Raw genomic sequence first — 24,388 nt, 5'->3', positions numbered from 1 at the left:
GCCTCAGGCCGCTTCCATCGTGGTGAAGTTCAGCAGACGCGGCACGTCCAGAACCACCATGAGCTGGCCGTTCAGGCGATAGATGCCCGTGGACACCTCGCGCCAGCGCGGGTCGAGGGTGGCCGGGTTGCGCTCGAAGTCATCGTTGGAGAGGCTCAGCACCTCCCCCACCGAGTCGACCATCAGGCTGTAGAGTTCGCCGCGCAGGTCCACCACGATGGACATGCCCGGCTTGTCCTTCGGGCGCGAGGTCAGGCCGAGCCGCAGGCGCACGTCGATGGCGGTGACGATGCGCCCGCGCAGGTTCAGCGATCCGGCGACCTCCGGCGGGGCCAGCGGGATGCGGGTGATCCGCTGGTGCCCCAGAACGTCCTGGACCTGCAGGACCGGAATGCCGAACAGCTGGTCGGCAATCGTCATGGTCACATAGTCCTGGCTGCCACCGGAGGTGATCTCGTCGCCCTTGGACTTCTTGGTGGTGGCGGGCAGCTTGGCGTTGCTCATGCGGCACCTTTCTGCTCGGACAGGGTCTGCTGCAGCGCGTACAGCAGAGCGTCACGGTCGAATTTGGCGACATAGTCGGTGAACCCGGCCTGACGGCCGCGGTCGAGGTCGCGCGGGGAGGCGTGGCTGGACAGGGCGACCATCGGCGTGCCGCTCCAGCGGGTGCCGCCCTGGCGGACCGCCTCGGCGAAGTCGAAGCCGCTCATCCCCGGCATCTCGATGTCGGAGACGATGACGTCGAAGTCCTCGCCCGCCTCGCAGAGCGCCAGCGCCTCGTTGGCGTTCTCCACGGCGGTGACGTCGTAGCCGGCGACCGACAGCAGCGGGGTCAGCAGGTTGCGGAAGAAGGGGCTGTCGTCGACCAGCAGCACGCGCTGGAGCGTCCTCTCCTCCTCGTAGCCGTCGGTCGAGGACGAGCCGAACCAATCCTTGTACGCCTGGGTCAGGAAGAAGCCCGCGTCGATCACGTCCGTCGCCTTGCCGGCGATGATCGCAGAGCCCATCAGGCCCGGACGGTCGGCGGTGAGCTGCACCACCAGACGCTCCTCGACGATGTCGACGATCTCGTCGACGATCAGGCCCATCGACCGGTCGCCGTCGGCGAAGACCAGCACCGGCTGGCGGCCTTCCTGGCCCATCAGGAAGCCCGGATCGATCGGCACCAGCGGCATCAGCTTGCCGCGGTACTGGACCACCGGCATGCCGTTGGACGATTCGACGCTGGCGAGGTCCACATCCTCCAGGCGGGCCACCAGCGACAGCGGCACCGCCTTCGGCGCGCCGGCCCCGGCGCGGAACAGCAGGAGGGCCATCTTGTCCTCCTGGCGGGTTGCCTGGACGGAGGTCGTCTCCTTCGACATGGTCTCGCCCATGGCCATCTCGCCGGTCGCCGACGCGATGCCGTTGGGGTCGAGGATCATGATGACCGAGCCGTCGCCGAGGATGGTGTTGCCCGAGAACATCTCGATGTGGCGCAGGATCGGCGCCACCGGCTTCACCACGATTTCCTCGGTGTCGAACACGCGGTCGACCATGATGCCGAAGGTGTAGGTGCCGACCTGCGTGACCACGATGAAGGTCTCGTCGGTCTTCTTCTCGCCGCCCTCCTGGTCGTCCAGCCGCAGCAGCTCCTGCAGCGAGACCAGCGGCAGCAGGCGGTTGCGCAGGCGCAGGACCGGCGTGCCCTTCAGCCGCTCGATGGTGTGCTCGCTGTCGGCGGCGGCGCGCACCAGCTCGACCACGCTGATCTGCGGGATGGCGAAGCGCTCGCCGGCGCACTCCACGATCAGGGCGGAGACGATGGCCAGCGTCAGCGGGATCTTGATGACGAAGGTCGAGCCCTTGCCCTGCTGGGACTTGATCTCGATCGTGCCGCCGATCTTCTCGATGTTGGTCTTGACCACGTCCATGCCGACGCCGCGGCCCGACACGTTGGTGACCTTCGCCGCGGTCGAGAAGCCGGGCTTCATGATGAACTGGATGATCTGCTGGTCGGACATCGCCGCCAGCTCGCCTTCCGAGGCCATCCCGTTCTGGATCGCCTTCTGCTTGATCCGGTCGATCGCCAGGCCCTTACCGTCGTCCTGGATCTCGATGATGATGTGACCGCCTTCATGATAGGCGTTCAGCGTGATGCGGCCGGTCTCCGACTTGCCCGCGCGCAGACGGTCGGCGGGCACCTCCAGGCCGTGGTCGGCGGAGTTGCGCACCATGTGCGTCAGCGGGTCCTTGATCAGCTCCAGCACCTGGCGGTCCAGCTCGGTGTCGGCGCCGAGCATCTGGAGGTCGATCTTCTTGCCCAGTTCGTGCGACAGGTCGCGCACCAGACGCGGCAGCTTGGCCCAGGCGTTGCCGATGGGCTGCATGCGCGTCTTCATGACGCCTTCCTGCAGCTCCGACGTCACGTGGTTAAGGCGCTGCAGCGGGGCGGCGAACTCGCTCTCCTTCTGCGACCGCAGGATCTGGAGCAGCTGGTTGCGGGTCAGCACCAGCTCCGACACCATGGTCATCAGGTTCTCGAGCAGGTCCACGTTGACGCGGATGGTCTGCGCGGCGACCGCCGATTCCTTGGTCGCGGCCTCGCCGCCCGCACCGGCGCCGGACGCGGCGTCCGCGGCGGGAGCGGGCATCTTGGCGGCGGGGACCGGATCGGGGTCCGGGACGACCAGATCGTGCGAAGGCGCCGGCTCGTCCGCCGGCTCCGCGGCGACCGGGGCCAGTGCGGTGCTGGTCGGGCCGGGGGTGGCGTTCCAGATCGCCTCGAGCTCGTCCAGGGTGAGGTTGCCCGAGGAGGAGGCCGGGGCTTCCTCCGCCGCCGCGACCGCGGGGGCCGGCGGGGGTTCCGGGGCCGGGGCGGTCTTGGCCGGCGCGGCACCGGCGCCCAGCTTGCCTTCGGCGCACAGGTTCAGCCGCTCGATCAGCGGCAGGTCGTCGCCCGGCGGCTCCGCCTCCGTCGCCTCCAGCACCGCCAGCAGGCTCTTGATGGTGTCCAACGCCTGGAGGATCAGCGAGACCGCCTCAGGGTTGATGGTCAGTTCCCCGTCGCGGAACTTGCCCAGCACGTTTTCCGAGGCGTGCGCGACCTTCTCCAGGCGCGGCAGGCCGAGGAAGCCACAAGTGCCCTTGATGGTGTGCACCAGACGGAAAATGTTCGAGAGAAGTTCCGGATTGTTGGGATTCTGCTCCAGACGGACCAGTTCCACGTCGAGAACCGACAGGTTCTCGTTGGTTTCCGTCAGGAATTCGGAGAGCAGATCATCCATGTCGCGATCCCCACGCCCGCAATTGTATCCGTTTCCGGCCGGCCGTCCGGAGGGCGGCGTGCGCGACGCCGCCGGTACGGGCCTTTCCAGCTACGGTGGGAGCCTGTCAAACACTGATTAAGAGAACCTTACCTCCTTCGATACCACTCTTGGGCTCCGCCGTCATGCCGAGCCACCCGGCCCGAAGTCACAGCCCGCAAGGCCGCCACACCCCGGCCCGTCGCCGCCGGGGACGCTCCGGACCGGCGGCGCGCGGCCATGGCGAAGCGCCGCGCGCCGGAACGGCGGCGGTTCGGATCACGTCATCGCTGCGCGGGTCACGCCCCCGACGGGGGCCGCGTCACCATTCGACGGTGAAGACCAGCCGGTCCGGCCCGGCCGGGGTGGCGGCGACGCGGTAGCCGTCGTCCTCGGCGAAGCGCCCGGTCATGTAGGCGTGGATGCTGCGCGGGGTCAGGTCGGCGGCGGCCACCGTCCCGGCGAGAGCCGCCGCGGACTCGTCCTTCAGGGCGCCCGGGCGCCCGGCGGCGGTGACGGTGAAGCGCCCCGCCTGCTCGTCCCCCTCCGCGGCGACGGTGATCGTGCCGCCGTGGGTCAGCGCCTCGTCGGCCAGGATGATGACGTTGAGCAGCACCTTCGCCGCCCCGCGCTTGAAGGCAAGCTGGTCGTTCGGCACCCCGGCCGGCCAGTCCAGCGTGGTGCGCCCGCCCTCGAGCAGCCCCTGGGCGGAGGAGCGGGTGTCGCCGAAGCCCTTCTGCTCCCGCCCGGCAAGGCCGTAGGCCAGCCGGAAGACGCGCAGCCGGCGGTCGGCCTGCCCGGAGGAATGCTCGATCAGCTTCACCGCCTCGCCCAGGAAGCCGCCGGCGGGCTCATCCTCCATCTCCTCGATCAGCTCCAGCCCGTTGCGGATCGCTCCCACCGGGCTCACGAGGTCGTGGCAGATGCGGGAAGCGACAAGCTCGATCACACGGATGTCAAGCGGCACGGGTGGTCTCCAGATCGTTGACGGCCGGCCTCCGGCGGACCGGAGGGCGGCCATGGCCGCGGCCCAGGGAACGTCGTCCAGGAACTTCCCCCGGCCGGGCGGCATTCTGTTGCATGCCGGAGCCCCATGGGGATGGCCGGCGGCGACGTTCGTTTGTATCATTCCAGGTGCGCGGATGCCGCCGCTTTTCCACGGTCATCCCGCGAAAGCGATAACCAATTCCGGCGGAAGCAGGAGGCGCGGCATGGACGATTCACTGGTTCCCGGCGCCTGGGTGCGCCACCCCGCCCGGCCCGACTGGGGTCTGGGGCAGGTGCAGTCGGCCATCGGCGACCGCGTCACCGTGAATTTCGAGAACGCCGGGAAGCTGCTCATCAACACGTCCGTGGTCGCGCTGACCGTCACCGATCCAGACGACGCGCCATGAGCGGGAAACTGCCGCTGGCCGCCCTGCTCCTGCTGGCCGCCGGCGGTCCCGCGCTGGGCGGCGACGCGCCCAATGCGGCGCCCGACGCGGCGCGCGGCAAGACGCTGTTCCGCGCCTGCGCCTTCTGCCACACCCTGACTCCGGACGGCGGCAACCGCGCGGGACCGACGCTGTGGGGCCTGTTCGGGCGGCCCGCCGGGGCGGTGGCGGGCTACCCCTACTCCCCGGCGCTGAAGGGCAGCGGCATCGTCTGGGACGAGGCGGCGGTGGCCCGCCTGTTCGAGATCGGCCCCGACGTGATGACCCCCGGCAGCAAGATGCCCATGCAGACCATCGCCAGCGCGTCCGACCGCCGCGATCTGGTCGAATACCTGAAGGAAGCCACGGCGCCGTAGGCCCGGGTTGCGAGGCCCGCAAGCGGAATTGAGGAGCATGGCCCCGGACGGGCCCCATCCCCATCTCTGTCTGTCGAACCGCCTTTCCGAGCCCCCTGTCCGAGCTGTGGTCCCCCGATGATTCCCCGCGCCGTCCGCAAGCCCCTGGCCATCCTGGTCGCCGTTCTCGCCCTGGTGGTCCTGGTGCCGGTGCTGGGGGCGGGGGGATTCCTGCTGTGGCTTCGCCAGGAGACCCCGGCCTACGAGGGCGCCGCCACCGTCCCGGGGCTGGAAGGCCCGGTCGAGATCCTGCGCGACCGCAACGCCATCCCGCACATCTTCGCCGCCACCGAGCGGGACGCCTATTTCGCGCTCGGCTACGTCCACGCGCAGGACCGGCTGTGGCAGATGGAGACGATGCGGCGCGGCGGCGCCGGGCGTCTGGCCGAACTGGTCGGCACGCGCTTCGGCGACTGGGCGCTGCGGCTCGACCGCTCCATGCGCACGCTGGGCGTCTACCGCCGGGCCGAGGAGGCCTATGAGGAGCTGTCGCCGGAAGCCCGCACGGCCTTCGACGCCTACGCCGCCGGGGTCAACGCCTGGATGGACACGCGGCGCGAGGCGCTGCCCATCGAATTCCAGCTCCTGCGCCACACGCCGGAGCCCTGGCGGCCCGCCGACAGCCTCGTCTGGGGGAAGCTGATGGCGCTCCAGCTCTCCGGCGATTCGCGGGACGAGCTGTTCCGCGCCAGCGCCCTGAAAAGCCTGACGCCGGACCAGATGCGCGACCTGTTCCCGGACTCCGACCCCACCGCCCCGGTGACCCTGGCGGCGGCGCTCGACGGCCTGGATTTGCAGGGGGCGCTGGCCGCCTTGCCCGACCTCGGCTTCGACACCGCCTCCAACGAATGGGCGCTGACCGGGGCGCGCAGCGCGACCGGCAAGCCGATCATCGCCAACGACCCCCATCTCGGGCTGGAGGCGCCGATCCTGTGGTATCTGGCGCGCATCGTGACTCCGGAACACCGCATCGCCGGGGCGACGATCCCCGGCGTTCCGCTCCACATCCTGGGGCACAACGGGCGCGTCGCCTGGGGCTTCACCACCACCCACAGCGACACCCAGGACCTGTTCATCGAGAGGCTCGACCCGCAGGACCCCGGCCGCTACCTGACGCCGGACGGCAGCGCCGCCTTCGAGACGCGCCAGGAGACGATCCGCGTCGCCGGCCAGCCGGACGAGACGCTGACGGTGCGGGAGACGCGGCACGGCCCGGTGCTGACCACGCCGGACGCCGCCGAGGCGGCGCCGGAGGGCCATGTGCTGGCGCTGGCCTTCCCCGGCCTGAGCGCCGCCGATACCACGGCGGAGGCGCTGTACCGCCTCAACCACGCCGCCGACGCCGCGGCGGTGCGCGAGGCGCTGTTCCTCCATGTGGCGCCGCAGCAGAACGTCGTCTACGCCGACACGGCGGGAACGCTGGGCTTCCTGTCGCCGGCGCTGGTCCCGGTGCGGCGTGGCGGCGACGGGCGCGTTCCGGTGCCGGGCTGGACCGGCGAGCACGACTGGATCGGCTACATCCCCTTCGACGCGCTGCCCCAGGCGGTCGATCCGCCGTCGGGCCAGTTCGTCAACGCCAACAACGCGGTGGTCGGCCCCGGCTACCCCTACGCCCTGGCGACCGAATGGCCGGACCCCGCCCGCGCCGAGCGGATCGTGCAGATGCTCGGCGACGGCCCGCACACGGTGGAGGAGGTCGCCGCCCAGCAGATGGACGAACTGTCCCTGCCGGCGCGCGACCTGCTGCCGCTGATGCTGGAACCGCTGCGCAACGTGCCCGATCTCAATGGACAGGCCCGCGCCGCGCTGGACCGTCTGGCCGGCTGGGACGGGCGGATGGACCGCGACCGGGCCGAGCCGCTGATCTTCTCCTGGTGGGAGCGGGAGCTGGTGCGCAGCGTCTTCGCCGACGAGTTGGGGCCGCTGTTCCAGAGCTACTGGGATCTGCGCCCGCGCGCCCTGCACCGCGTGCTGACCCAGGCGCCGCAGTGGTGCGACGACCGGACGACGCCGGCCCGCGAGGACTGCGCCACCATGCTCGCCGGCTCCCTGAAAACGGCGCTGGCGGAGATCGAGCGGCGCCACGGCGCGGACATGAACGGCTGGCGCTGGGGGGCGGAGCACAAGGCCGCCCTGACCCACCGGCTGCTGGGCCGGGTGCCGCTGCTCGGTTCGATGTTCGACCTGTCGATCCCGACCGGCGGCGGCGCCTTCACCGTCAACCGCGGCACCACCCGCGTCCGCGACCCGCAGGACCCCTTCTCCCATGTCCATGGTCCGGGGCTGCGCGCGGTCTATGATCTGGCCGACCTCGGCAACTCCCGCTTCTCCATCGCCACCGGCCAGTCGGGCAACCCGCTGTCGCCCCATTGGGGGGATCTGGTGCAGGGCTGGCGCGACGGGGTGGGGCTGCGGCTGGCCGGAGACCGCGGCACGCTGGCCCGCGACGGCGCCACGCTGCTGACGCTTTCCCCCACCCGTCCAGGGAGTTCGCCATGACCGAGCCGACCCCGAGTTCAACCGTCACCCTGGACGACGTCCGCGCCGCCGCCGCGCGGATCGCCGGCCACCTCCCCGTCACCCCCACCGAAGCCTCGCCCCGCCTGTCGGAGATCACCGGCTGCTCGGTGGTGCTGAAGCTGGAGAACCAGCATCTCACCGGCTCCTTCAAGGAGCGCGGAGCGCTCAACAAGCTGCTGTCCTTGGGCGAGGCGGAGCGGAGCGCCGGGGTGATCGCCATGTCGGCGGGCAACCACGCCCAGGCGGTGGCCTGCCACGCCACGCGGCTGGGCATCCGCTCGGTCATCGTCATGCCCTCCTTCACCCCCTTCACCAAGGTGGAGCGCACGGAAAGCCTCGGCGCGCGGGTCGAACTGCACGGCGAGACGCTGAGCGACGCCGCGGCCCACGCGCAGGAACTGGCGGCCCGCGAGGGGCTCACCTTCGTGCACCCCTACGACGACCCGCTGATCGCCGCCGGCCAGGGCACCGCCGCCCTGGAGCTTCTCGACGCCGCGCCGGACTTGGAGGTGCTGGTGGTGCCGGTGGGCGGCGGCGGGCTGATCGGCGGCATGGCGGTGGCGGCCAAGGCGCTGAAGCCGGACATCGCGGTGGTCGGGGTGGAATGCGCCATGTTCCCGTCGATGCGCCAAGCGCTGGCCGGGCAGCCCATCACCTGCGGCGGCGCCACCATCGCCGACGGCATCGCGGTCAAGGCCCCCGGCGCCGTCACCCTGCCGCTGGTCCGGCGGCATGTGGACGCGGTGGTCGAAGTGGGCGAGCCGCGGCTGGAGGAGGCCGTCTACCGGCTCGCCACCGTGCAGAAGCTGGTCGCCGAGGGGGCCGGGGCGGCGGGGCTGGCCGCGGTGCTGGACGATCCGGAGCGGTTCCGCGGCAAGCGGGTGGGCATCGTGGTGTCCGGCGGCAACATCGACGCCCGCATCCTGGCGCAGGTGCTGACGCGCGGGCTGGTCTACGAGGGGCGCATGGTGCGGCTGCGCATCGGCATCACCGACGCCCCCGGCGCGCTCGCCCGCGTCGCCCGCCTGCTCGGCGAGGCCGGGGCCAACATCGTGGAGGTACACCACCAGCGCCTGTTCCACGATGTGCCGGTGCGCATGGCCGAGATCGACGTGGTGCTCGAAACCCGCGGGCGCAGCCACGTCCAGCGCCTCGTCGCCCACATGGAGGAGGCAGGCTTCCCGACGGAGCTGATGACGGATATCTCCTGACCGGCGCCGGCTCAGGGAAGCTGCGAGTAAGCGCCGCGGAAGTAGAGCAGCGGCTTCCCGTCCTCGCTGCCCGACAGGCGGCGGACGCGGCCCACGATGATGACGTGGTCGCCGCCGTCATAGACATGCTCACGGTCGCATTCCAGGGTGGCAAGGCAGCCGGTGAGGATCGGCACGCCGCTGTCCCAGCGCTCCACTCCCACCCCGTCCCAGCGCTCCTGCAAGTCGCGGCGCGAGAAGCGGTTGGACAGCTCCGCCTGGTCTTCGGCCAGGATGTTCACCGCGAAGGAGGGCGCGGCGGTGAAGGCCTCGAACGACATGGCCGCTCGGCCCAGGCAGAACTGCACCAGCGGCGGGTCGAGCGACACCGACGAGAAGGAGTTCACGGTCACGCCGATCGGCTCGCCGTCCGGGGCAACGGTGGTGACCACGGCGATGCCGGTGGCGAAGCATCCGAGGGCGTTGCGGAAAGCCCGAGAATCGAAGGTCATGGCGGCCTGTATGGGCTCGTCGGTTATTGGGGCGAGGGCGCGGCGGCGAAACAGCGGGATTAACCCAGCCGGACCGTCGGCGCAAGCCGCATCTGCCCAGACACCTCCGGAAGCGGCCGGAAGTCGCCCTCCGCCACATTAAAGGGATCTTAAGGATAACGCCCCACCCTTCGGGTGTCCGCACGGACCGCGAATGCCCGACCACAAGGCCCACTCAGCAAGGCTTCATGTCAGCGAACCCGTCCGGCGGCGAACAGCCGATCATCATCAAGAAGAAGAAGGGTGGCCATGGCGGCCACCATGGCGGCGCCTGGAAAGTCGCCTACGCCGACTTCGTGACGGCGATGATGGCCTTCTTCCTGCTGCTGTGGCTGCTCAACGTCACCACGTCGGACCAGCGCAAGGGCATCGCCGACTATTTCTCGCCCACATCGGTCAGCCGCGAAAGCTCGGGGTCCGGCGGCATGCTGGGCGGGCGCACCATCACCGCGCCGGGCGCCCAGATCTCCCCCTCCTCCCCGATGTCCGCCGATGTTCCGGTCTCCGGCCCTCCGGGCCATTCGACCCAGGAGGACGACGAGGCGAACGATCCCACCGACGCCGCCCCGCCACCGCCCGTCTCGACCGCCGAGCAGAAATCCAACGAGTCGCGGCTCGACTATCAGAAGCGGCTCGAGGAACAGGCCAAGCAGCTCGGCATCCCCGGCCAGAAGCCGGGCGAGCGGCTGTCCGACTTCGCGGAGCGTGTGAAGGAAGGCGGCGAGAAGCTGCAGGACGCCCAGAAGGAGGCCCGCCAGTTCCAGCAGGCCGCCACCGAGATCCGGCAGGCCATCCAATCGGTGCCGGAGTTGGAGCCGCTGGCCCAGAACCTGATGATCGACCAGACGCCGGAAGGACTGCGAATCCAGATCGTCGACCAGGACCGCGTCTCGATGTTCCCCGGCGGGTCGGGCCAGATGTACCCGCAGACCCGCCAGCTCGTCATGCAGGTGGCCAAGGCGCTCGCCAAGCTGCCCAACAAGCTGTCGATCAGCGGCCACACCGACGGCGTTCCCTTCACCAGCGGGGCCGGGCGCGACAACTGGGACCTCTCCACCGAACGCGCCAACGCCACCCGCCGCGCCCTGATCGCCGGCGGCATTCCGGAGGAGCGCGTCCAGGACGTGATCGGCCGCGCCGACCGCGACCTGCTGGTGCCCGACCAGCCGGGCAGCCCGCGCAACCGCCGCATCAGCATGGTGCTGCTGCGCGAAAGCAAGACCGCACCCCCGCCCGCCGCGACGAACTGATACCAAAGCCGATGCGGCGCTGGTACCAAGGCGTTAGTTCCTTGCCTTTGAACGTACCCCTTATTGTTTTGTCGATGCGCCGCACAACGCGGGGAATGTTTGCCCTGTTCAAATGGCGAAGCGATGGTTCATACTTCGCGGCAGACACCATTGCCACTCGGCATCGGTCAATCAAGGGCGTTAGCTGCGGGGGAGTCTGTGAGCGTACCCGAAGGCAAGGCGACTGACCTTTTGACGAACTACGATCCCGGCCTTTACTACGACGAATTGTTCGGAGGCCGTGATTATCCAGCCGAGCACTCGGCGCTGATCCGGCAGAGACTGGCCGGTCTGAACTTCGGGGATCTGTTGCGGCGGTCGCAGGACGCCGAGCGTGAACTGTACAATCTGGGCATCACCTTCCTCGTCTACTCGAACAAGGACGCGGTGGACCGCATCCTTCCCTTCGACATCATTCCCCGGGTCATCTCGGCCAAGGAATGGGCGCATCTGGAGGCGGGAATCACCCAGCGCGTCACGGCGCTGAACCTGTTCCTCCACGACATCTACCACGACCAGAAGATCCTGAAGGACGGGGTGATCCCCGCCGACCTCGTGCTGGGCAACGGCTGCTTCCGGCCGCAGATGGTCGGGCTGGACGTGCCGTTCGACACCTACATCCACATCATGGGCACGGACTTGGTCCGCGACCGCGAGGGGACCTTCCGCGTGCTGGAGGACAACGGGCGCGTGCCGTCCGGCGTGTCCTACGTGGTCGAGAACCGCCACATGATGCAGCGCGTGTTCCCCGACCTGATGCAGGACATCGGCATCCGCCCGGTGGACAATTACGGGCACAAGCTGCTCGACGCGATGATGGAGATCGCGCCGCAGGACGTGGCCGACCCGCAGGTCGTGCTGCTGTCGCCCGGCTCCTACAACTCCGCCTATTTCGAGCACATCTTTCTGGCGCGCGAGATGGGCGTGCCGCTGGTCGAGGGCCGCGATCTGGTGGTGGAGAACGACCGCGTCTACATGAAGACCACCAACGGTCTGGCGCGCGTCGATTCGATCTACCGCCGCATCGACGACGCCTTCCTCGACCCCAAGGCCTTCAACCCGGACAGCATGCTGGGCGTGCCGGGCATCATGGAGGCCTACCGCAAGGGCAACGTGGCGCTGGCCAACGCCGTCGGCACCGGCGTGGCGGACGACAAGGCGATCTACTGCTACGTCCCGCGGATGATCAAATACTACCTGGACCAGGAAGCGATCATCCCCAACGTGGACACGCGCATCTGCCGCGAGGCCGACGCGCTGCAATACACGCTGGACAACCTGGACAAGCTGGTGGTGAAGCCGGTCGGCGAGGCCGGCGGCTACGGCATCACCATCGGCCCGCGCGCCAGCAGGGAGGAGTTGGCGGAGTGCCGGGCCAAGCTGCTGGCCGATCCGTCCAACTACATCAGCCAGCCGGTGGTCGACCTGTCGGTCTGCCCCACCGTCACCGACGACGGCATCGATCCCCGCCACGTCGATCTGCGCCCCTTCGCCATCACGGGAAAGAACACCTGGGTGCTGCCCGGCGGCCTGACCCGCGTGGCGCTGAAGAAGGGCACGCTGATCGTCAACTCGTCGCAGGGCGGCGGGTCCAAGGACACCTGGGTTCTCCAGGATGGCGGTCTCCAGGATGGGGCACAGGAAGGGAGCGCGTCGTGAATCTGCTGGCCCGTTACGCCGAATGCATTTTCTGGATGGCGCGCTACATGGAGCGCGCCGAGAATCTCGCCCGCATCCTGGACGTGCATGAGACCTTCGCGCGCGACACGCGGGGGATGACCAACTGGTTCTCCATCGTCCAGCTCAACGCCGACGAGAAGGATTTCTTCAGCCGCCACGACCGTCCGACGGCGGAGGCGGTGGTCCATTACTACATGTTCGACACCCAGAATACGAACTCGCTGGTCTCCATGCTGCGCATGGCGCGGGAGAACGCCCGCGTCCTGCGCCCCTGGATCTCCACCGAGATGTGGACGCAGATCAACGTGTTCCACAACAAGCTGGTGGAGATGAACGGCAAGGGCGTGGCGCTGCCCAACCTCTCCAAGGTCTGCACCTGGATCAAGGAGGAATGCCAGACCCACACGGGCATCACCGAGGGCACCTTCTACCGCGATCAGGGCTGGTACTTCTACCAGCTCGGCAAATACATCGAGCGGGCGGACCAGACCACCCGCCTGCTCGACATCAAGTACCACACGCTGCTGCCCTCCCCCGTCGCGGTCGGCTCCACGCTGGACATGAGCCAGTGGACGACGGTGTTGCGCTCCGCCGCCGGGTACCACGCCTTCCGGCGCGTCTACCCGCGCGGCATGTCGCCGACCACGGTCGCCGGCTTCATGATGTTCAACGAGGGGTTCCCGCGCTCCGTTGTGATGTGTGTGCGACAGATCGACGGCCTCTTGACCCGCCTGAAGTCCCGTTACACCCTGCGCAACGGCAGTGAGGCGATGGAGAAGGTGGACGAGCTGCTCGGCGCGCTGTTGGCCCGCCCGATCGAAGAGGTGATCCAGCTCGGCCTGCACGAGTATCTCGACGGCGTGCAGGCCCAGCTCTGCGGAATCACCAACGAGATCGGACGCGCCTTCTTCGGCCAGGACACCGTCCCGATGACCCAGAGCCAGTCCCAGTAAGCTCCGTTACCGTCACCTCCGTTCAGCACCCTCTGCAGCCGCCGAACCCCAACAGCCGGCCCCTGGGCCGGTGATCCAGAAGTCAGCCAGCCCGATGTCGGTCATCCAGCCGCAACTCCGCCCGCTCCAGCAGTTCTTCCGGTCCGGGCCGATGCCCTGCCCCTATCTGCCGGGTCGGGTGGAGCGCAAGCTGTTCACCCGGCTGTTGGGTCCCTACTCGGCGGAGGTCAATTCCACCCTGTCGCGCGCCGGCTTCCGGCGCAGCCACGACATCGTCTACCGGCCGGTCTGCCCGAACTGTCAGGCCTGCGTCCCGGTCCGCATCCCGGTGGCCGCCTTCGTCCCCACACGGTCGCAGAAGCGCGTCCGCCGGGCCAACGGCGACCTGACCCTGGCGGAGGCGCCGGCCGCCGCCACGACGGAGCAGTACCGGCTGTTCTCGCTCTACCAGAACTCCCGCCACGGCGAATCGGACATGGCGCGCATGGCCATGGCCGACTTCGCGGCCATGATCGACGAGGGCCGCGCCGACACCAGCCTGTTCGAGGCCCGCGACGCCGAAGGGCGGCTGGTCGGCTGCATGCTGACCGACCGGCTGACCGACGGCTATTCCGCGGTCTACAGCTTCTACGATCCCCGCCAGGACCGCCGCAGCCTGGGCAGCTTCATGATCCTCAGCCTGCTGGAGCGCGCCCGGACGGACGGCCTGCCCTACGTCTATCTCGGCTATTGGATCGCCCAGAGCCGCAAGATGGCCTACAAGGCCAAGTTCCGCCCCCTGGAGGCGCTGGGCCGCGACGGCTGGTTCCGCCTGCCGAACGATCCGGAAGACTGACCGACCGACCGCCGGATTGCCGTTGATCGAAGACTATTGGGGCAATCACGTATAAAGGCTTTCAAGCTCTTGCGCTGCCGGGGCCTCCTGCGGAATATTGCCGCAGCAAACACCCCATGGTGTTACCATAAAAGATTGAACCGGCGCCCAGCGCCACCGTTCACAGGGCAACAAAAGGAACGGACGGGGATACACCCGTTCCAAACCAACAGGGAGGCTCTCCGTTGAGGTTCCTGCTCCGAATCAGCGGGCTGATCGATGCTGTCAACGACGGTATCGGCAAGCTCGTCTATTGGCTGGTGCTGGTCGCCGTGATTGTCAGCGCCGGCAACGCCGTCATCCGTTACAGCCTCCATTACAGCTCCAACGCCTGGCTTGAGCTGCAATGGTATTTGTTTTCCGCGATTTTCCTGTTGTGCTCGGGCTACACGTTTCTGCGCAACGAGCACATCCGCATCGACATCGTGCTGGGCCGTTTCTCGCGGCGCGTCCAGTGCATGGTGGACATCTTCGGGATCCTCTTCTTCCTGTTCCCGATGGCCATCCTGATCATGTGGCTCTCCTGGCCGATGTTCTGGGACAGCTTCATCACCAAGGAAATGTCGAGCGACGCCGGCGGCCTGATCCGCTGGCCGGCCAAGATCCTGGTTCCCGCCGGTTTCTTCCTGCTGACCATGCAGGCGGTGTCCGAGCTGATCAAACGCATCGCCTTCCTGGCCGGTCTCATTGACCAGCCCGGCGAGAAGATGCACAGCCACTCCTAAGAGACCGGGGACCACACACGATGGCCGCCTTCCTCATTGAGAACATGGCGCCGCTGATGTTCGCGGCGCTTGTTCTTTTCCTTTTGATGGGTTTCCCGGTCGCTTTCGCGCTCGCCGCGAACGGCCTCCTCTTCGGTCTGATCGGCATCGAGCTGGGTCTGCTGACCCCGGCGCTGTTCCAGGCGCTGCCGGAGCGCGTCTTCGGCATCATGCGCAACGACACGCTGCTGGCCATTCCCTTCTTCACCTTCATGGGCCTGATCCTCGAACGATCCGGCATGGCCGAAGACTTGCTCGACACGGTCGGGCAGCTCTTCGGCCCGCTGCGCGGCGGTCTGGCCTACGCGGTGATCTTCGTCGGCGCGCTGCTCGCCGCGACGACCGGCGTGGTGGCCGCGTCGGTGATCTCCATGGGCCTGATCTCGCTGCCGATCATGCTGCGCTACGGTTACGACCGCCGCTTGGCGTCGGGCGTCATCGCGGCGTCGGGCACGCTGGCCCAGATCATCCCGCCGTCGCTGGTGCTGATCATCCTGGCCGACCAGCTCGGCCGCTCGGTCGGCGACATGTACGCCGGCGCCCTGGTCCCCGGCCTGGTGCTGACCGGCCTCTACGCCGGCTACATCCTGGTCACCAGCATCGTCCGCCCCGAGTTCGCTCCGGCCCTGCCGCCCGAGGCGCGCAGCCTGCGCGGCTTCCAGCTGCTGTTCCGGGTGCTGACCTCGCTGGTGCCGCCGCTGGTGCTGATCTTCCTGGTGCTCGGCACCATCTTCCTCGGCATCGCGACGCCGACGGAAGGCGGCGCCATGGGTGCCGCGGGCGCCATGATCCTGGCGCTCATGAAGCGGCAGCTGAGCTGGTCGCTGATGCGTCAGGCGATGGACACGACGGCGAAGCTGTCCTCCTTCGTCATCTTCATCCTGATCGGCTCGACGGTCTTCGGTCTGGTGTTCCGCGCCGTGAACGGCGACCTGTGGGTGGAGCATCTGCTGACCAGCCTGCCGGGCGGCGAACTGGGCTTCCTGATCGTCGTCAACATCATGGTCTTCCTGCTCGCCTTCTTCCTCGACTTCTTCGAGCTGGCCTTCATCATCGTGCCGCTGCTCGCCCCGGTCGCGGAAAAGCTGGGCATCGACCTGATCTGGTTCGGCGTCCTGCTGGGCGTCAACATGCAGACCTCCTTCATGCACCCGCCCTTCGGTTTCGCCCTGTTCTTCCTGCGAAGCGTCGCTCCACGGGAGGATTACAAGGACAAGATCACCGGGAAGATCATCAAGAAGATCACCACCGGCCAGATCTACTGGGGCGCCGTGCCGTTCGTCTGCATCCAGCTGATCATGGTGGCCTTGGTCATCATATTCCCGGAGATGGTCTTCTCCGGCCTGGACCGCGGCGAGCCGATCGATCTGGACAATGTGAAGATCGAGATCCCGGCCTTCGATTCGGGCGAGCCGCCGCCGCCCTTCGGCGCGCCGGAACAGCCCGCCGAGGACCCCAACGCCGACCTCATGAAGCAGTTGCAGGGCAAGTAGCCGGTTCCTCCGCTCCCTCCTCCCCCGCCCGCCGGGGGAGGAGCCGGAACCGGAAAGCCTGCCCCTCTGCGGCGACGGCCTCATCGGCAACAAAAAAGCCCCGCTTCCGCGGGGCTTTTTCGTGTCCGGCCTCTCGCTCCCTACGATTTCTTCTTCGGCGTCGGGGCCGAGTAGACGAAGTTGTCGAAGGTGTTCTCGGCGACGCGGAACCACAGGTACTCCTCGTCGCGGAACTTGCGCCACTGCTCGTAGACCTTGCGGAACTTCTCGTTCTTCGCGGCCTCCTCCTCATAGACGTCGAAGGTCGCCTGGTAGCAGGCCTGCAGGATGTCGCGCGGGTAGGGCTTCAGAACCGTGCCGGCGCCGACCAGACGCTTCAGCGCGTGCATGTTCACCACATCGTACTTGCCGACCATGTCGGCGGTCGCGTCGGCGCAGGCCGCCTCCAGGATCGCCTGGTAATGCTTGGGAAGCTGCTCCCACTGCGGCAGGCTGACGAGGAAGGACACCTGCGGTCCGCCCTCCCACCAGCCGGGGTAGTAGTAGTATTTGGCGACCTTGTTGAAGCCGAGCTTCTCGTCGTCGTAGGGGCCGACCCACTCTGCCGCGTCGATGGTGCCCTTCTCCAGCGCCGGGTAGATGTCGCCGCCGGCGATCTGCTGCGGCACGACGCCCAGACGCTGCAGGATGGTGCCGGCGTAGCCGCCGATGCGGAACTTCAGTCCCTTGAGGTCCTCGACGGACTTCAGCTCGTTGCGGAACCAGCCGCCCATCTGGGTTCCGGTGTTGCCCGCCGCGAACTGGACGATGTTGTAGCCCTTGAAGAACTCGCGCATCAGCTCCATGCCGCCGCCGTGGGTCATCCAGGCGTTCTGCTGGCGGGCGTTCAGGCCGAAGGGCATCGCCGCGTCGAAGGCGAAGGTCGGGTCCTTGCCGACGTAATAGTAGGAGACGGTGTGGCCGCACTCCACCGTGCCGTCCTTCACGGCGTCCAGCACCTGCAGGCCGGGGACGATTTCGCCGCTCGCGAAGGTGCGGATCTGGAACTTGCCCTCGGACATCTCGGCAACGCGCTTGGCCACCCGCTCGGCGCCGCCGTAGATGGTGTCCAGGCTCTTGGGAAAGCTCGACGCGCAGCGCCACTTGATCTCGGGGTTGCTCTGCGCGATGGCGGGAGCGGCGAGGGCGCTGGCGGCGACACCGACACCGGCGCTGGTGATGAAGGTACGGCGTTTCATGGCGGTCTCCTAGGGTCCTCTCGTCCCGGCGTGGGCGCACACCGCCGTTCCGGCCCCCGCAATGGGAGCGCGGCGTGCGAACCGAAAGGCTGTTGTTTTTAAGAAAGTCGTGTTTTTGAGAAAGTTGTCTGGCAACGCCGGATCGACGTCACCGTGCGGCTCACGGACCGGGACTGCCGGGGCCGATGGGACCCCCTGCCGCCGCTGTGCCTTCACACGGATCTGTGGTGACCATGCGCGTGCCTCCCTGTCGCCCGGCGTTCCTCCGGCCCCTGATGCCCCATACGGGGCACTCCTTCGGTCGGTGGCACCGAGTTCGTTTTGATAGGATCACTATGCCGGAATCGCGGGTCAGAGTTCAAGTCCGAGCATGGCTGAACCCTACCAATTCGGGAACTTTCCGTCGGAAATTCCGCCAAAAGTGAAACGGGGAGCCGAAAGCCCCCCGTTTGCGCGCAACGTTAGGTGTATGGGTCCGCCAATCCGACGGATCAGGTGAAGCGGTTGACCTTGGGGAAGCCGTTGGGCGGCATCTTGCCCACGCCGGCGCGGTTGCCCAGCCAGCCGGTCAGGTTGGTGACGTTGAACTGCCGCTCGCCGTGCTTCCAGCTCAGCCCCTCGGCGATGGTGAAGACCTTCAGATCGGACAGGCTGCCGTCCTTGTACTTCTGGAGCTGCACGCCCTTGCCGCGGGCCATCACTGGCACCTGCTCCAGCGGGAAGACCAGCAGCAGGCGGTTGTTGCCGATGACGGCGACATGGTCGCCCTCCGCCGGGATGCAGATCTTGGCATCCTTGTTGTCGTCCGGGTTGAGGATCTGCTTGCCGGAGCGGGTGTGGGCGACGACCTCGTTCTCCTCGACCTGGAAGCCGCGCCCGTCCTCCGAGGCGACCAGCAGGCGGCGATCGGGCTGGTGCTTGAACAGGGTGATGATGTCCGCCTCGTTGCCGAGGTCGATCATCAGCCGCACCGGCTCGCCGAATCCGCGCCCGCGCGGCAGCTTGTCGGCGGACAGCGTGTAGAATTTGCCGTTGGTGCCGAAGACCAGGAGCTTGTCGGTGGTCTCGCAGTGGACCCAGAAGCCTTCCTTGTCGCCTTCCTTGTACTTCACGTCGAGGCGCTCGGCGTCGGTCAGATGGCCGCGCACCGCGCGGATCCAGCCCTTCTGCGAGCACAGCACGGTCAAAGGCTCGCGCTCCACCATGGCGTCGACGGGGATGTCGATGACGGCCGTGGCCTCGGCGACCTGGGTCCGGCGGTCCTCGCCGAAGCGCTTGCGCGTCTCCTCCGTCTCCTTGCCGATGGTTTTCCAGCGCAGGCTCTCGTCCGCCAGCAACTCGCTCAGGCCGGCCCGCTCGGCGGTCAGCGCGTCGTTCTCGCGCTGGATCTCCATCTCCTCCAGCTTGCGCAGGTTGCGCAGCCGCATGTTGAGGATAGCCTCGGCCTGGACCTCGCTCAGCGAGAAGGCGCGCATCAGCTCCTGCTTGGGCTCGTCCTCCTCGCGGATGATGCGGATCACCTCGTCCAGGTTCAGATAGGCGATCAGGTAGCCGCCCAGAACCTCCAGCCGGTGGTCGATCTTGGCCAGCCGGTGGCGGGACCGCCGCTCCAGAACCTCCATACGATGGTCGAGGAAGGCGTCCAGCACCTCGAACAGGTTCATGACGCGCGGGACGTTGTCCTTGTCCAGCACGTTCATGTTCATGGCGAAGCGGATTTCCAGATCGGTCGTCTGGAACAGCGAGGCCATCAGGACCTCGGGATCGACGTTGCGGCTCTTCGGCACCAGGACGAGGCGGACGTCCTCCGCCGACTCGTCGCGCACGTCCTCCAGCAGCAACAGCTTCCGGTTGGTCAGAAGCTCGGCGATCTTCTCGACCAGCCGGGCCTTCTGCACCTGATAGGGCATCTCGGTGACGACGACCTGCCAGGTGCCCTGCCCCAGCTTTTCCACCTCCCACCTGGCGCGCAGGCGGAAGGAGCCGCGGCCGGTGCGGTAGGCCTCGACGACGTTGGCCCGCGGCTCGACCAGCACACCGCCGGTCGGGAAGTCGGGGCCGGAGATCAGGGTGACCAGATCCTCAATCTTCGTCGGGGCCGGCTTCTCCTTGCCGGCCAGCGCCGCCTTCACACAGTCCTGCTTGTGCTTCAGCACCAGCCGCAGGGCGGAGCAGAGCTGGGCGGCGTTGTGCGGCGGGATGTTGGTCGCCATGCCGACGGCGATGCCGCTGGAGCCGTTGGCCAGCAGGTTGGGGAAGTTGGCGGGCAGGACCGCCGGCTCGTCCCCGTCGCCGTCGTAGGTCGGGCGGAAGTCGACCGCGTCCTCGTCGATGCCCTCCAGCAGGGCCTTGGCGACGTCGGTCAGGCGCGCCTCGGTGTAGCGCATGGCCGCGGCGTTGTCGCCGTCGATGTTGCCGAAGTTGCCCTGCCCGTCCACCAGCGGGTAGCGCACCGCGAAGTCCTGCGCCAGACGGACCAGCGCGTCGTAGACGGAGGTGTCGCCGTGCGGGTGGAACTTGCCGATCACGTCGCCGACCACGCGGGCCGACTTCTTCGGCGGAGTCGAGGGGTCGAGCCGCAGCTGGCTCATGGCGTAGAGCAGCCGCCGGTGCACCGGCTTCAGCCCATCGCGCACGTCGGGCAGCGACCGCGCCATGATGGTGGACAGCGCGTAGCTCAGATACCGCTCGCTCAGCGCGTCGCGGAGCGGCTTCTCCTGGATGTCGAGGACGGGGTCTTGGGACGTCATGGCGTGTGGATACCAAATCTAGCGGCCACGCGCCACCGTGTTCTCGTAACGTTCTCTTAATCGCAGCCGTGCCGGCGGCAGCGGGCCGTTGAGCAGATGGCGCTCCAGGAAATGGCCGGTCAGGCGCAGCCCCTCCGCCACCGCCTGCGGCCCGCCGCCGCCCAGGCCGATCAGGAATCCGGGCAGCGGCAGCAGCCGGTCGCGGTAGGGCTCCCCGGCCGAGGCCGACACCGCGCGCCCGGTGCGCGGGCTGACATAGGCGAGGTAGTCGTTCGCCCCGGTGACGGCGCAGCGGTCGAGGTCGAGGCCGAATCCAAGCTCGGCGAGCAGCCCGACCTCCCACCGCACGTAGGACTCGGCCCAGGCGTCGCCGCCCAGCAGGCCGAACAGCGCCAGCAGCCCGTCGAACAGCGCCGGGTGCGGCTGGTGCTCCGGCAGGGCCGCCTCGGCCAGCGCGCAGGCGGCGGTCAAGGTCGCGAGTCGCAACGGATCATCGAGAAAGGCGGCGGAATAGCCCTGCACCACCTCCAGCGTCAGGGTGCCGAGATGCTCGGGCAGGCGCGCGCGCCAGCGCGCCGACACCAGCGTGCCGGGCTCCAGCGCCGCCCGGGTCCGGCCGGACCGCCCGCCCATCACCATGCCGGCGTGCCGCCCGTGGTCCCGCGTCAGCAGGGTGACGACCGCCGAGGTCTCGCCATGCGGCCGCGCCGACAGCACGACGCCCTGATCGGACCATTCCATGCTTCCGCCTCCTCACAGTGACGGCCGGCGCCCGACTCGCCGATGACGCCAGGGGACGCCTCGGGGCTCCCGCGATGCGGGTCCACTCCCACAATTCACCAGCATGGCGCAAATCCTTCGCAACAGGGCTTCATTTCTCATTCACCATTCGGGCACTATGTTGCGAGTAGGGGAATGCGGGTGCGCCGCGGCGGTGAGGGGGCCTTGAACAGCACGATCGAGCGATATCTGCTGGCCGAGAAAGCCGGCTCCGAAGGCGTCTGGGACTGGGACCTTCGCAACGATACGATGTTCCTGTCTCCCCGCTTCAAGGAGTTTCTCGACCTGCCGCCGGGCGACGTCAATCGCCCGGAAGATTGGCTCGACCGCGTCCACCCCGACGACATCGACTGGCTCTACGCCTCCTTCGAAGGCCAGATGGTCGGCGTCTCGCTGCCTTTCCAGATCGAACACCGCGTCCGCCGCGGCGGATTCGGTCCGTCTTCGGCCGCCGGCTTGCCGTCGCCGGACGACGGCGACTCCGGCTGGCGCTGGCTGGTTTGCCGTGGCATGGCGGTCCCCGACGAGTCGGGCGACCCGGTCCGCCTCGTCGGGTCGGTCGCCGACATCACCGACCGCAAGCACGCCGAACGCCAGCTGCGCAAGAGCGAGGAGCGCTACGCGCTCGCCGCCGCGGCCAGCAACGACGGCCTGTGGGACTGGGACCTCGAAACCGGGACCGTCTACTACTCGCCGCGCTGGCTGTCGCTCCTCGGGCTGGAGGAAGGCAGCGTCGGCACCGGCCCCGACGAATGGATGGAGCGCGTCCATCCCGACGACCGCCGGTCGTTGCGCGAAACGCTGGACGCCCTGGGCGGCGACGGCACCGTGTTCCAGATCGAATACCGCGTGCGCCACGCCGACGGCGGCACCCGCTGGATGGCCTGCCGCGGCATCGCCGTCCTTGACGCCCAGGGCCGCCCGGTGCGGCTGGTCGGCAGCCAGGCCGACGTCACCGACCGCAAAACCGCCGAGCAGCGCCTGCTGCAGAGCGAGGAGCGCTACGCGCTGGCCGCCGCCGGCGCCAACGACGGGCTGTGGGACTGGCGGCTGGACACGGACGAGGTCTACTACTCCCCGCGCTGGGCGGCCATGCTCGGCTTCGCCGCGGACAGCCTGTCCAACCGGATCGGCGAATGGTTCGACCGCGTGCATCCCGACGATCTTGCCGGGCTGCGCACCGCCATCGACCTGCATCTGAGCGGTGAGCGGGAGCATCTCCAGCATGTCTTCCGCATCCGCGCCGCCGACGGTGACGAGCTGTGGATGCTGGTCCGCGGCCTCGCCGTGCGCGACGGGTCGGGCCGTTCGGTGCGGATCGCCGGCTCGATGACCGACATCACCGCCCAGAAGCGGGCGGAGCAGCAGCTGCTGTTCGATGCCTTCCACGACGGCATGACCGGGCTGCCCAACCGCACCCTGCTGCTGGACCGCATCGGGCAGGCGCTGGACCGCAACCGGCGGGCCGGCGGCAAGGCCTTCGCCGTCATCTTCGTCGATCTCGACCGTTTCAAGTCGATCAACGACGCGCTGGGCTCCAGCGTCGGCGACCGGCTGCTGAAGACCATCGCGGAGCGGCTGGACGAGACCCGCCGCATGGGCGACACGCTGGCCCGGCTGTCCGCGGACGAGTTCGCCGTTCTGCTGGACGGCATCGACGACGTCGGCGACGCCCTGTCCGCGGCGGAGCGCATGGGCGAGGCCGTCGCGCGGCCGCTGGCGCTGGACGGCCACGAGCTGGTGCTGTCCGCCTCCATCGGCATCGCGCTCAGCGTCTCCGGCTACGACCGGGCGGAGGAGATGCTGCGCGACGCCAGCCTCGCCATGTACCGGGCCAAGTCGGGCGGGCGGGCGCGCATCGACGTGTTCGACAGCAACCTGCGCCGCCAAGCGATGGCCCAGATGCGCACGGAAACCGATCTGCGCATGGCGCTGGAGCAGAACCAGCTCGTCCTCTACTACCAGCCGATCGTCGCCCTGTCCTCGGGCCACATCGCCGGCTTCGAGGCGCTGATGCGCTGGAAGCATCCCGAGCGCGGGCTGGTTCCGCCCGGCGAGTTCATCCCGCTGGCCGAGGAATCGGGCCTGATCGTCCCGATGGGCCGCTGGGCGCTGCGCGAGGCGGCGCGCCAGCTCGCCCGGTGGCAGGCCCGCTTCCCCCGCCCCACCCCGCTGTTCATGAGCGTGAACGTCTCCTCCCGCCAGTTCAGCGACGACGACCTGATCGGTCTGGTCAGCGAGGTGCTGCAGGAAAGCGGGGTGCCGCCCTCCAGCCTGAAGCTGGAGATCACGGAAAGCCTGCTGATGAAGGACCCCGCCAAGTGCCGGGTGCTGATGCAGGGCATCCGCGACATGGACGTGCGCCTGTCCATCGACGATTTCGGAACCGGCTATTCGTCGCTGTCCTACCTGCACAAGTTCCCGGCGGACACGCTGAAAATCGACCGCAGCTTCGTCCAGGCCATCTCGTCGGGCGAGGGCAACGCCGCCATCGTGCAGGTGATCGCCACCCTGGCCGCCATCCTGGGCATGGAGGCGGTGGCCGAAGGCGTGGAGACCGAGATGGAGTCGGAATTCCTGCGCGACATCCTGTGCAAGTACGCGCAGGGCTACCTCTACGCCCGCCCGGCCCCCGCCGACGCCATCGAGGCGCTGCTGGTCCGCGAGGCGGAGGAACCGCTGGTCCTTCCCAGCCTGGCGTAGGGCGTCCCCTCTCCCCATCCGTCCCCATCCAACGGACACTTTCCCCGGGACCGCCCTTTGTGCGACTGTCCGCGCTCTTTCACCGGGACAGATCAGGATTTTGCGTTATGGCCGACCGCAACTGCGGAGAATGCACGCTGTGCTGCAAGCTGATGGGCGTGCCCGAACTGAAGAAGCCGTCGGCGAAGTGGTGCGTGTCCTGCGACCAGGGCAAGGGCTGCACCGTCTATGAGGAGCGCCCGCCGTCCTGCCGGAACTTCCAGTGCTTCTGGCTGATGGACGAAAATTTCCCCGACGAGTTCCGGCCCGACCGCATCCACGCCCTGGCCGCCTTCAACGACGTTAAGGACAGCTGCGTCCTCCACATCGATCCGGCCAAGCCGCGCGCCATGTCCAGCCCGCAGGTCAACGCCCTGATCGACGCGCTTCTCAAGAGCTACGCCAAGGTGTTCGTGCTGTCCGGCAAGGAAAGCGCGCTGATCCAGCGCTGA

Annotated in this window: 19 protein-coding genes; 12 read left to right on the top strand and 7 right to left on the bottom strand. The window is 68.3% G+C overall.

What is annotated here, in order from left to right:
• Window positions 1-3: 3 nt before the first annotated feature.
• From ABVN73_RS14485 to ABVN73_RS14475, 3 genes are all read right to left on the bottom strand, one after another.
• Window positions 4-504, bottom strand: a complete 501-nt coding sequence (locus ABVN73_RS14485) for a chemotaxis protein CheW (RefSeq protein ID WP_014198311.1) — start codon at window positions 502-504, stop codon at window positions 4-6.
• Window positions 501-3,266, bottom strand: coding sequence for a chemotaxis protein CheW (locus ABVN73_RS14480; RefSeq protein ID WP_353860363.1), 2,766 nt, complete (start codon window positions 3,264-3,266; stop codon window positions 501-503). Before ABVN73_RS14480 ends, ABVN73_RS14485 begins: the two co-directional genes overlap by 4 nt.
• A 340-nt stretch (window positions 3,267-3,606) precedes the next feature.
• Window positions 3,607-4,251: a histidine phosphotransferase family protein gene (locus ABVN73_RS14475; RefSeq protein WP_353860362.1), complete on the bottom strand. Its 645-nt coding sequence runs from the start codon at window positions 4,249-4,251 to the stop codon at window positions 3,607-3,609.
• A 244-nt stretch (window positions 4,252-4,495) separates the two neighbouring features.
• Here ABVN73_RS14475 and ABVN73_RS14470 point away from each other — a divergent pair, with 244 nt between their 5' ends.
• The 4 genes from ABVN73_RS14470 (at window position 4,496) to ABVN73_RS14455 (ending at window position 8,843) form a co-directional block, all read left to right on the top strand.
• Window positions 4,496-4,678, top strand: coding sequence for a DUF3553 domain-containing protein (locus ABVN73_RS14470; protein ID WP_014198307.1), 183 nt, complete (start codon window positions 4,496-4,498; stop codon window positions 4,676-4,678).
• A complete protein-coding gene (locus tag ABVN73_RS14465) occupies window positions 4,675-5,073 on the top strand; it encodes a c-type cytochrome (protein ID WP_353860361.1) in 399 nt (132 codons plus the stop codon). The genes ABVN73_RS14470 and ABVN73_RS14465 overlap by 4 nt, the downstream gene beginning before the upstream one ends.
• A gap of 117 nt (window positions 5,074-5,190) precedes the next feature.
• A complete protein-coding gene (locus ABVN73_RS14460; RefSeq protein WP_353860360.1) occupies window positions 5,191-7,611 on the top strand; it encodes a penicillin acylase family protein in 2,421 nt (806 codons plus the stop codon).
• Complete coding sequence (locus ABVN73_RS14455) at window positions 7,608-8,843, top strand: threonine ammonia-lyase (protein WP_353860359.1); 1,236 nt, start codon at window positions 7,608-7,610, stop codon at window positions 8,841-8,843. The genes ABVN73_RS14460 and ABVN73_RS14455 overlap by 4 nt, the downstream gene beginning before the upstream one ends.
• 11 nt (window positions 8,844-8,854) lie before the next feature.
• On the opposite strand, the gene ABVN73_RS14450 is transcribed toward ABVN73_RS14455, so the two are convergent.
• On the bottom strand, window positions 8,855-9,334 hold the full coding sequence (locus ABVN73_RS14450; RefSeq protein WP_353860358.1) for a flavin reductase family protein: 480 nt from the start codon (window positions 9,332-9,334) through the stop codon (window positions 8,855-8,857).
• Between the two features lie 227 nt (window positions 9,335-9,561).
• Between ABVN73_RS14450 and ABVN73_RS14445 the strand changes: the two genes are divergently transcribed.
• The 6 genes from ABVN73_RS14445 (at window position 9,562) to ABVN73_RS14420 (ending at window position 16,426) form a co-directional block, all read left to right on the top strand.
• Entirely contained in the window at window positions 9,562-10,623 is a 1,062-nt protein-coding gene (locus tag ABVN73_RS14445) for a flagellar motor protein MotB (protein ID WP_353860357.1), read from the top strand.
• A gap of 123 nt (window positions 10,624-10,746) precedes the next feature.
• Window positions 10,747-12,321 carry a circularly permuted type 2 ATP-grasp protein gene (locus ABVN73_RS14440; protein WP_353860356.1) on the top strand — a complete coding sequence of 525 codons (1,575 nt, stop codon included), beginning with the start codon at window positions 10,747-10,749 and terminating at the stop codon, window positions 12,319-12,321.
• Window positions 12,318-13,295 carry an alpha-E domain-containing protein gene (locus ABVN73_RS14435; protein WP_353860355.1) on the top strand — a complete coding sequence of 326 codons (978 nt, stop codon included), beginning with the start codon at window positions 12,318-12,320 and terminating at the stop codon, window positions 13,293-13,295. Before ABVN73_RS14440 ends, ABVN73_RS14435 begins: the two co-directional genes overlap by 4 nt.
• Before the next feature lie 94 nt (window positions 13,296-13,389).
• A complete protein-coding gene (locus ABVN73_RS14430) occupies window positions 13,390-14,130 on the top strand; it encodes an arginyltransferase (protein WP_353860354.1) in 741 nt (246 codons plus the stop codon).
• A gap of 224 nt (window positions 14,131-14,354) precedes the next feature.
• Window positions 14,355-14,894, top strand: coding sequence for a TRAP transporter small permease subunit (locus ABVN73_RS14425; RefSeq protein ID WP_353860353.1), 540 nt, complete (start codon window positions 14,355-14,357; stop codon window positions 14,892-14,894).
• Window positions 14,895-14,914: 20 nt separating this feature from the next.
• The gene (locus ABVN73_RS14420; protein WP_353860352.1) at window positions 14,915-16,426 is read left to right on the top strand and encodes a TRAP transporter large permease subunit; all 1,512 of its coding nucleotides are present in this window, start codon (window positions 14,915-14,917) and stop codon (window positions 16,424-16,426) included.
• Window positions 16,427-16,566: 140 nt separating this feature from the next.
• On the opposite strand, the gene ABVN73_RS14415 is transcribed toward ABVN73_RS14420, so the two are convergent.
• The 3 genes from ABVN73_RS14415 to recO all read right to left on the bottom strand — a co-directional run bounded on the left by ABVN73_RS14415 (window position 16,567) and on the right by recO (window position 21,155).
• On the bottom strand, window positions 16,567-17,664 hold the full coding sequence (locus tag ABVN73_RS14415; protein WP_353860351.1) for a TRAP transporter substrate-binding protein: 1,098 nt from the start codon (window positions 17,662-17,664) through the stop codon (window positions 16,567-16,569).
• Window positions 17,665-18,155: 491 nt separating this feature from the next.
• Window positions 18,156-20,414 carry a DNA topoisomerase IV subunit A gene (parC, locus tag ABVN73_RS14410; protein WP_353860350.1) on the bottom strand — a complete coding sequence of 753 codons (2,259 nt, stop codon included), beginning with the start codon at window positions 20,412-20,414 and terminating at the stop codon, window positions 18,156-18,158.
• Between the two features lie 18 nt (window positions 20,415-20,432).
• Window positions 20,433-21,155, bottom strand: a complete 723-nt coding sequence (recO, locus tag ABVN73_RS14405) for a DNA repair protein RecO (RefSeq protein ID WP_353860349.1) — start codon at window positions 21,153-21,155, stop codon at window positions 20,433-20,435.
• A gap of 204 nt (window positions 21,156-21,359) precedes the next feature.
• On the opposite strand from recO, the gene ABVN73_RS14400 reads away from it, so the two are divergent.
• Window positions 21,360-23,897, top strand: a complete 2,538-nt coding sequence (locus tag ABVN73_RS14400) for an EAL domain-containing protein (protein ID WP_353860348.1) — start codon at window positions 21,360-21,362, stop codon at window positions 23,895-23,897.
• A 107-nt stretch (window positions 23,898-24,004) separates the two neighbouring features.
• The gene (locus ABVN73_RS14395) at window positions 24,005-24,388 is read left to right on the top strand and encodes a hypothetical protein (RefSeq protein ID WP_353860347.1); all 384 of its coding nucleotides are present in this window, start codon (window positions 24,005-24,007) and stop codon (window positions 24,386-24,388) included.

The organism is Azospirillum formosense, assembly GCF_040500525.1.
Lineage (GTDB): Bacteria > Pseudomonadota > Alphaproteobacteria > Azospirillales > Azospirillaceae > Azospirillum > Azospirillum formosense_A.
This window is presented reverse-complemented; position numbering and strand designations above follow the sequence as displayed.

Bases quoted from the DNA above. Each gene is read 5' to 3' on its own strand.
- recO (WP_353860349.1), bottom strand. From the start codon at position 21,155: ATGGAATGGTCCGATCAGGGCGTCGTGCTGTCGGCGCGGCCGCATGGC.
- ABVN73_RS14415 (WP_353860351.1), bottom strand. From the start codon at position 17,664: ATGAAACGCCGTACCTTCATCACCAGCGCCGGTGTCGGTGTCGCCGCC.
- ABVN73_RS14455 (WP_353860359.1), top strand. From the start codon at position 7,608: ATGACCGAGCCGACCCCGAGTTCAACCGTCACCCTGGACGACGTCCGC.
- parC (WP_353860350.1), bottom strand. From the start codon at position 20,414: ATGACGTCCCAAGACCCCGTCCTCGACATCCAGGAGAAGCCGCTCCGC.
- ABVN73_RS14450 (WP_353860358.1), bottom strand. From the start codon at position 9,334: ATGACCTTCGATTCTCGGGCTTTCCGCAACGCCCTCGGATGCTTCGCC.
- ABVN73_RS14465 (WP_353860361.1), top strand. From the start codon at position 4,675: ATGAGCGGGAAACTGCCGCTGGCCGCCCTGCTCCTGCTGGCCGCCGGC.
- ABVN73_RS14460 (WP_353860360.1), top strand. From the start codon at position 5,191: ATGATTCCCCGCGCCGTCCGCAAGCCCCTGGCCATCCTGGTCGCCGTT.
- ABVN73_RS14445 (WP_353860357.1), top strand. From the start codon at position 9,562: ATGTCAGCGAACCCGTCCGGCGGCGAACAGCCGATCATCATCAAGAAG.
- ABVN73_RS14430 (WP_353860354.1), top strand. From the start codon at position 13,390: ATGTCGGTCATCCAGCCGCAACTCCGCCCGCTCCAGCAGTTCTTCCGG.
- ABVN73_RS14420 (WP_353860352.1), top strand. From the start codon at position 14,915: ATGGCCGCCTTCCTCATTGAGAACATGGCGCCGCTGATGTTCGCGGCG.
- ABVN73_RS14440 (WP_353860356.1), top strand. From the start codon at position 10,747: ATGGTTCATACTTCGCGGCAGACACCATTGCCACTCGGCATCGGTCAA.
- ABVN73_RS14485 (WP_014198311.1), bottom strand. From the start codon at position 504: ATGAGCAACGCCAAGCTGCCCGCCACCACCAAGAAGTCCAAGGGCGAC.
- ABVN73_RS14480 (WP_353860363.1), bottom strand. From the start codon at position 3,266: ATGGATGATCTGCTCTCCGAATTCCTGACGGAAACCAACGAGAACCTG.
- ABVN73_RS14470 (WP_014198307.1), top strand. From the start codon at position 4,496: ATGGACGATTCACTGGTTCCCGGCGCCTGGGTGCGCCACCCCGCCCGG.
- ABVN73_RS14395 (WP_353860347.1), top strand. From the start codon at position 24,005: ATGGCCGACCGCAACTGCGGAGAATGCACGCTGTGCTGCAAGCTGATG.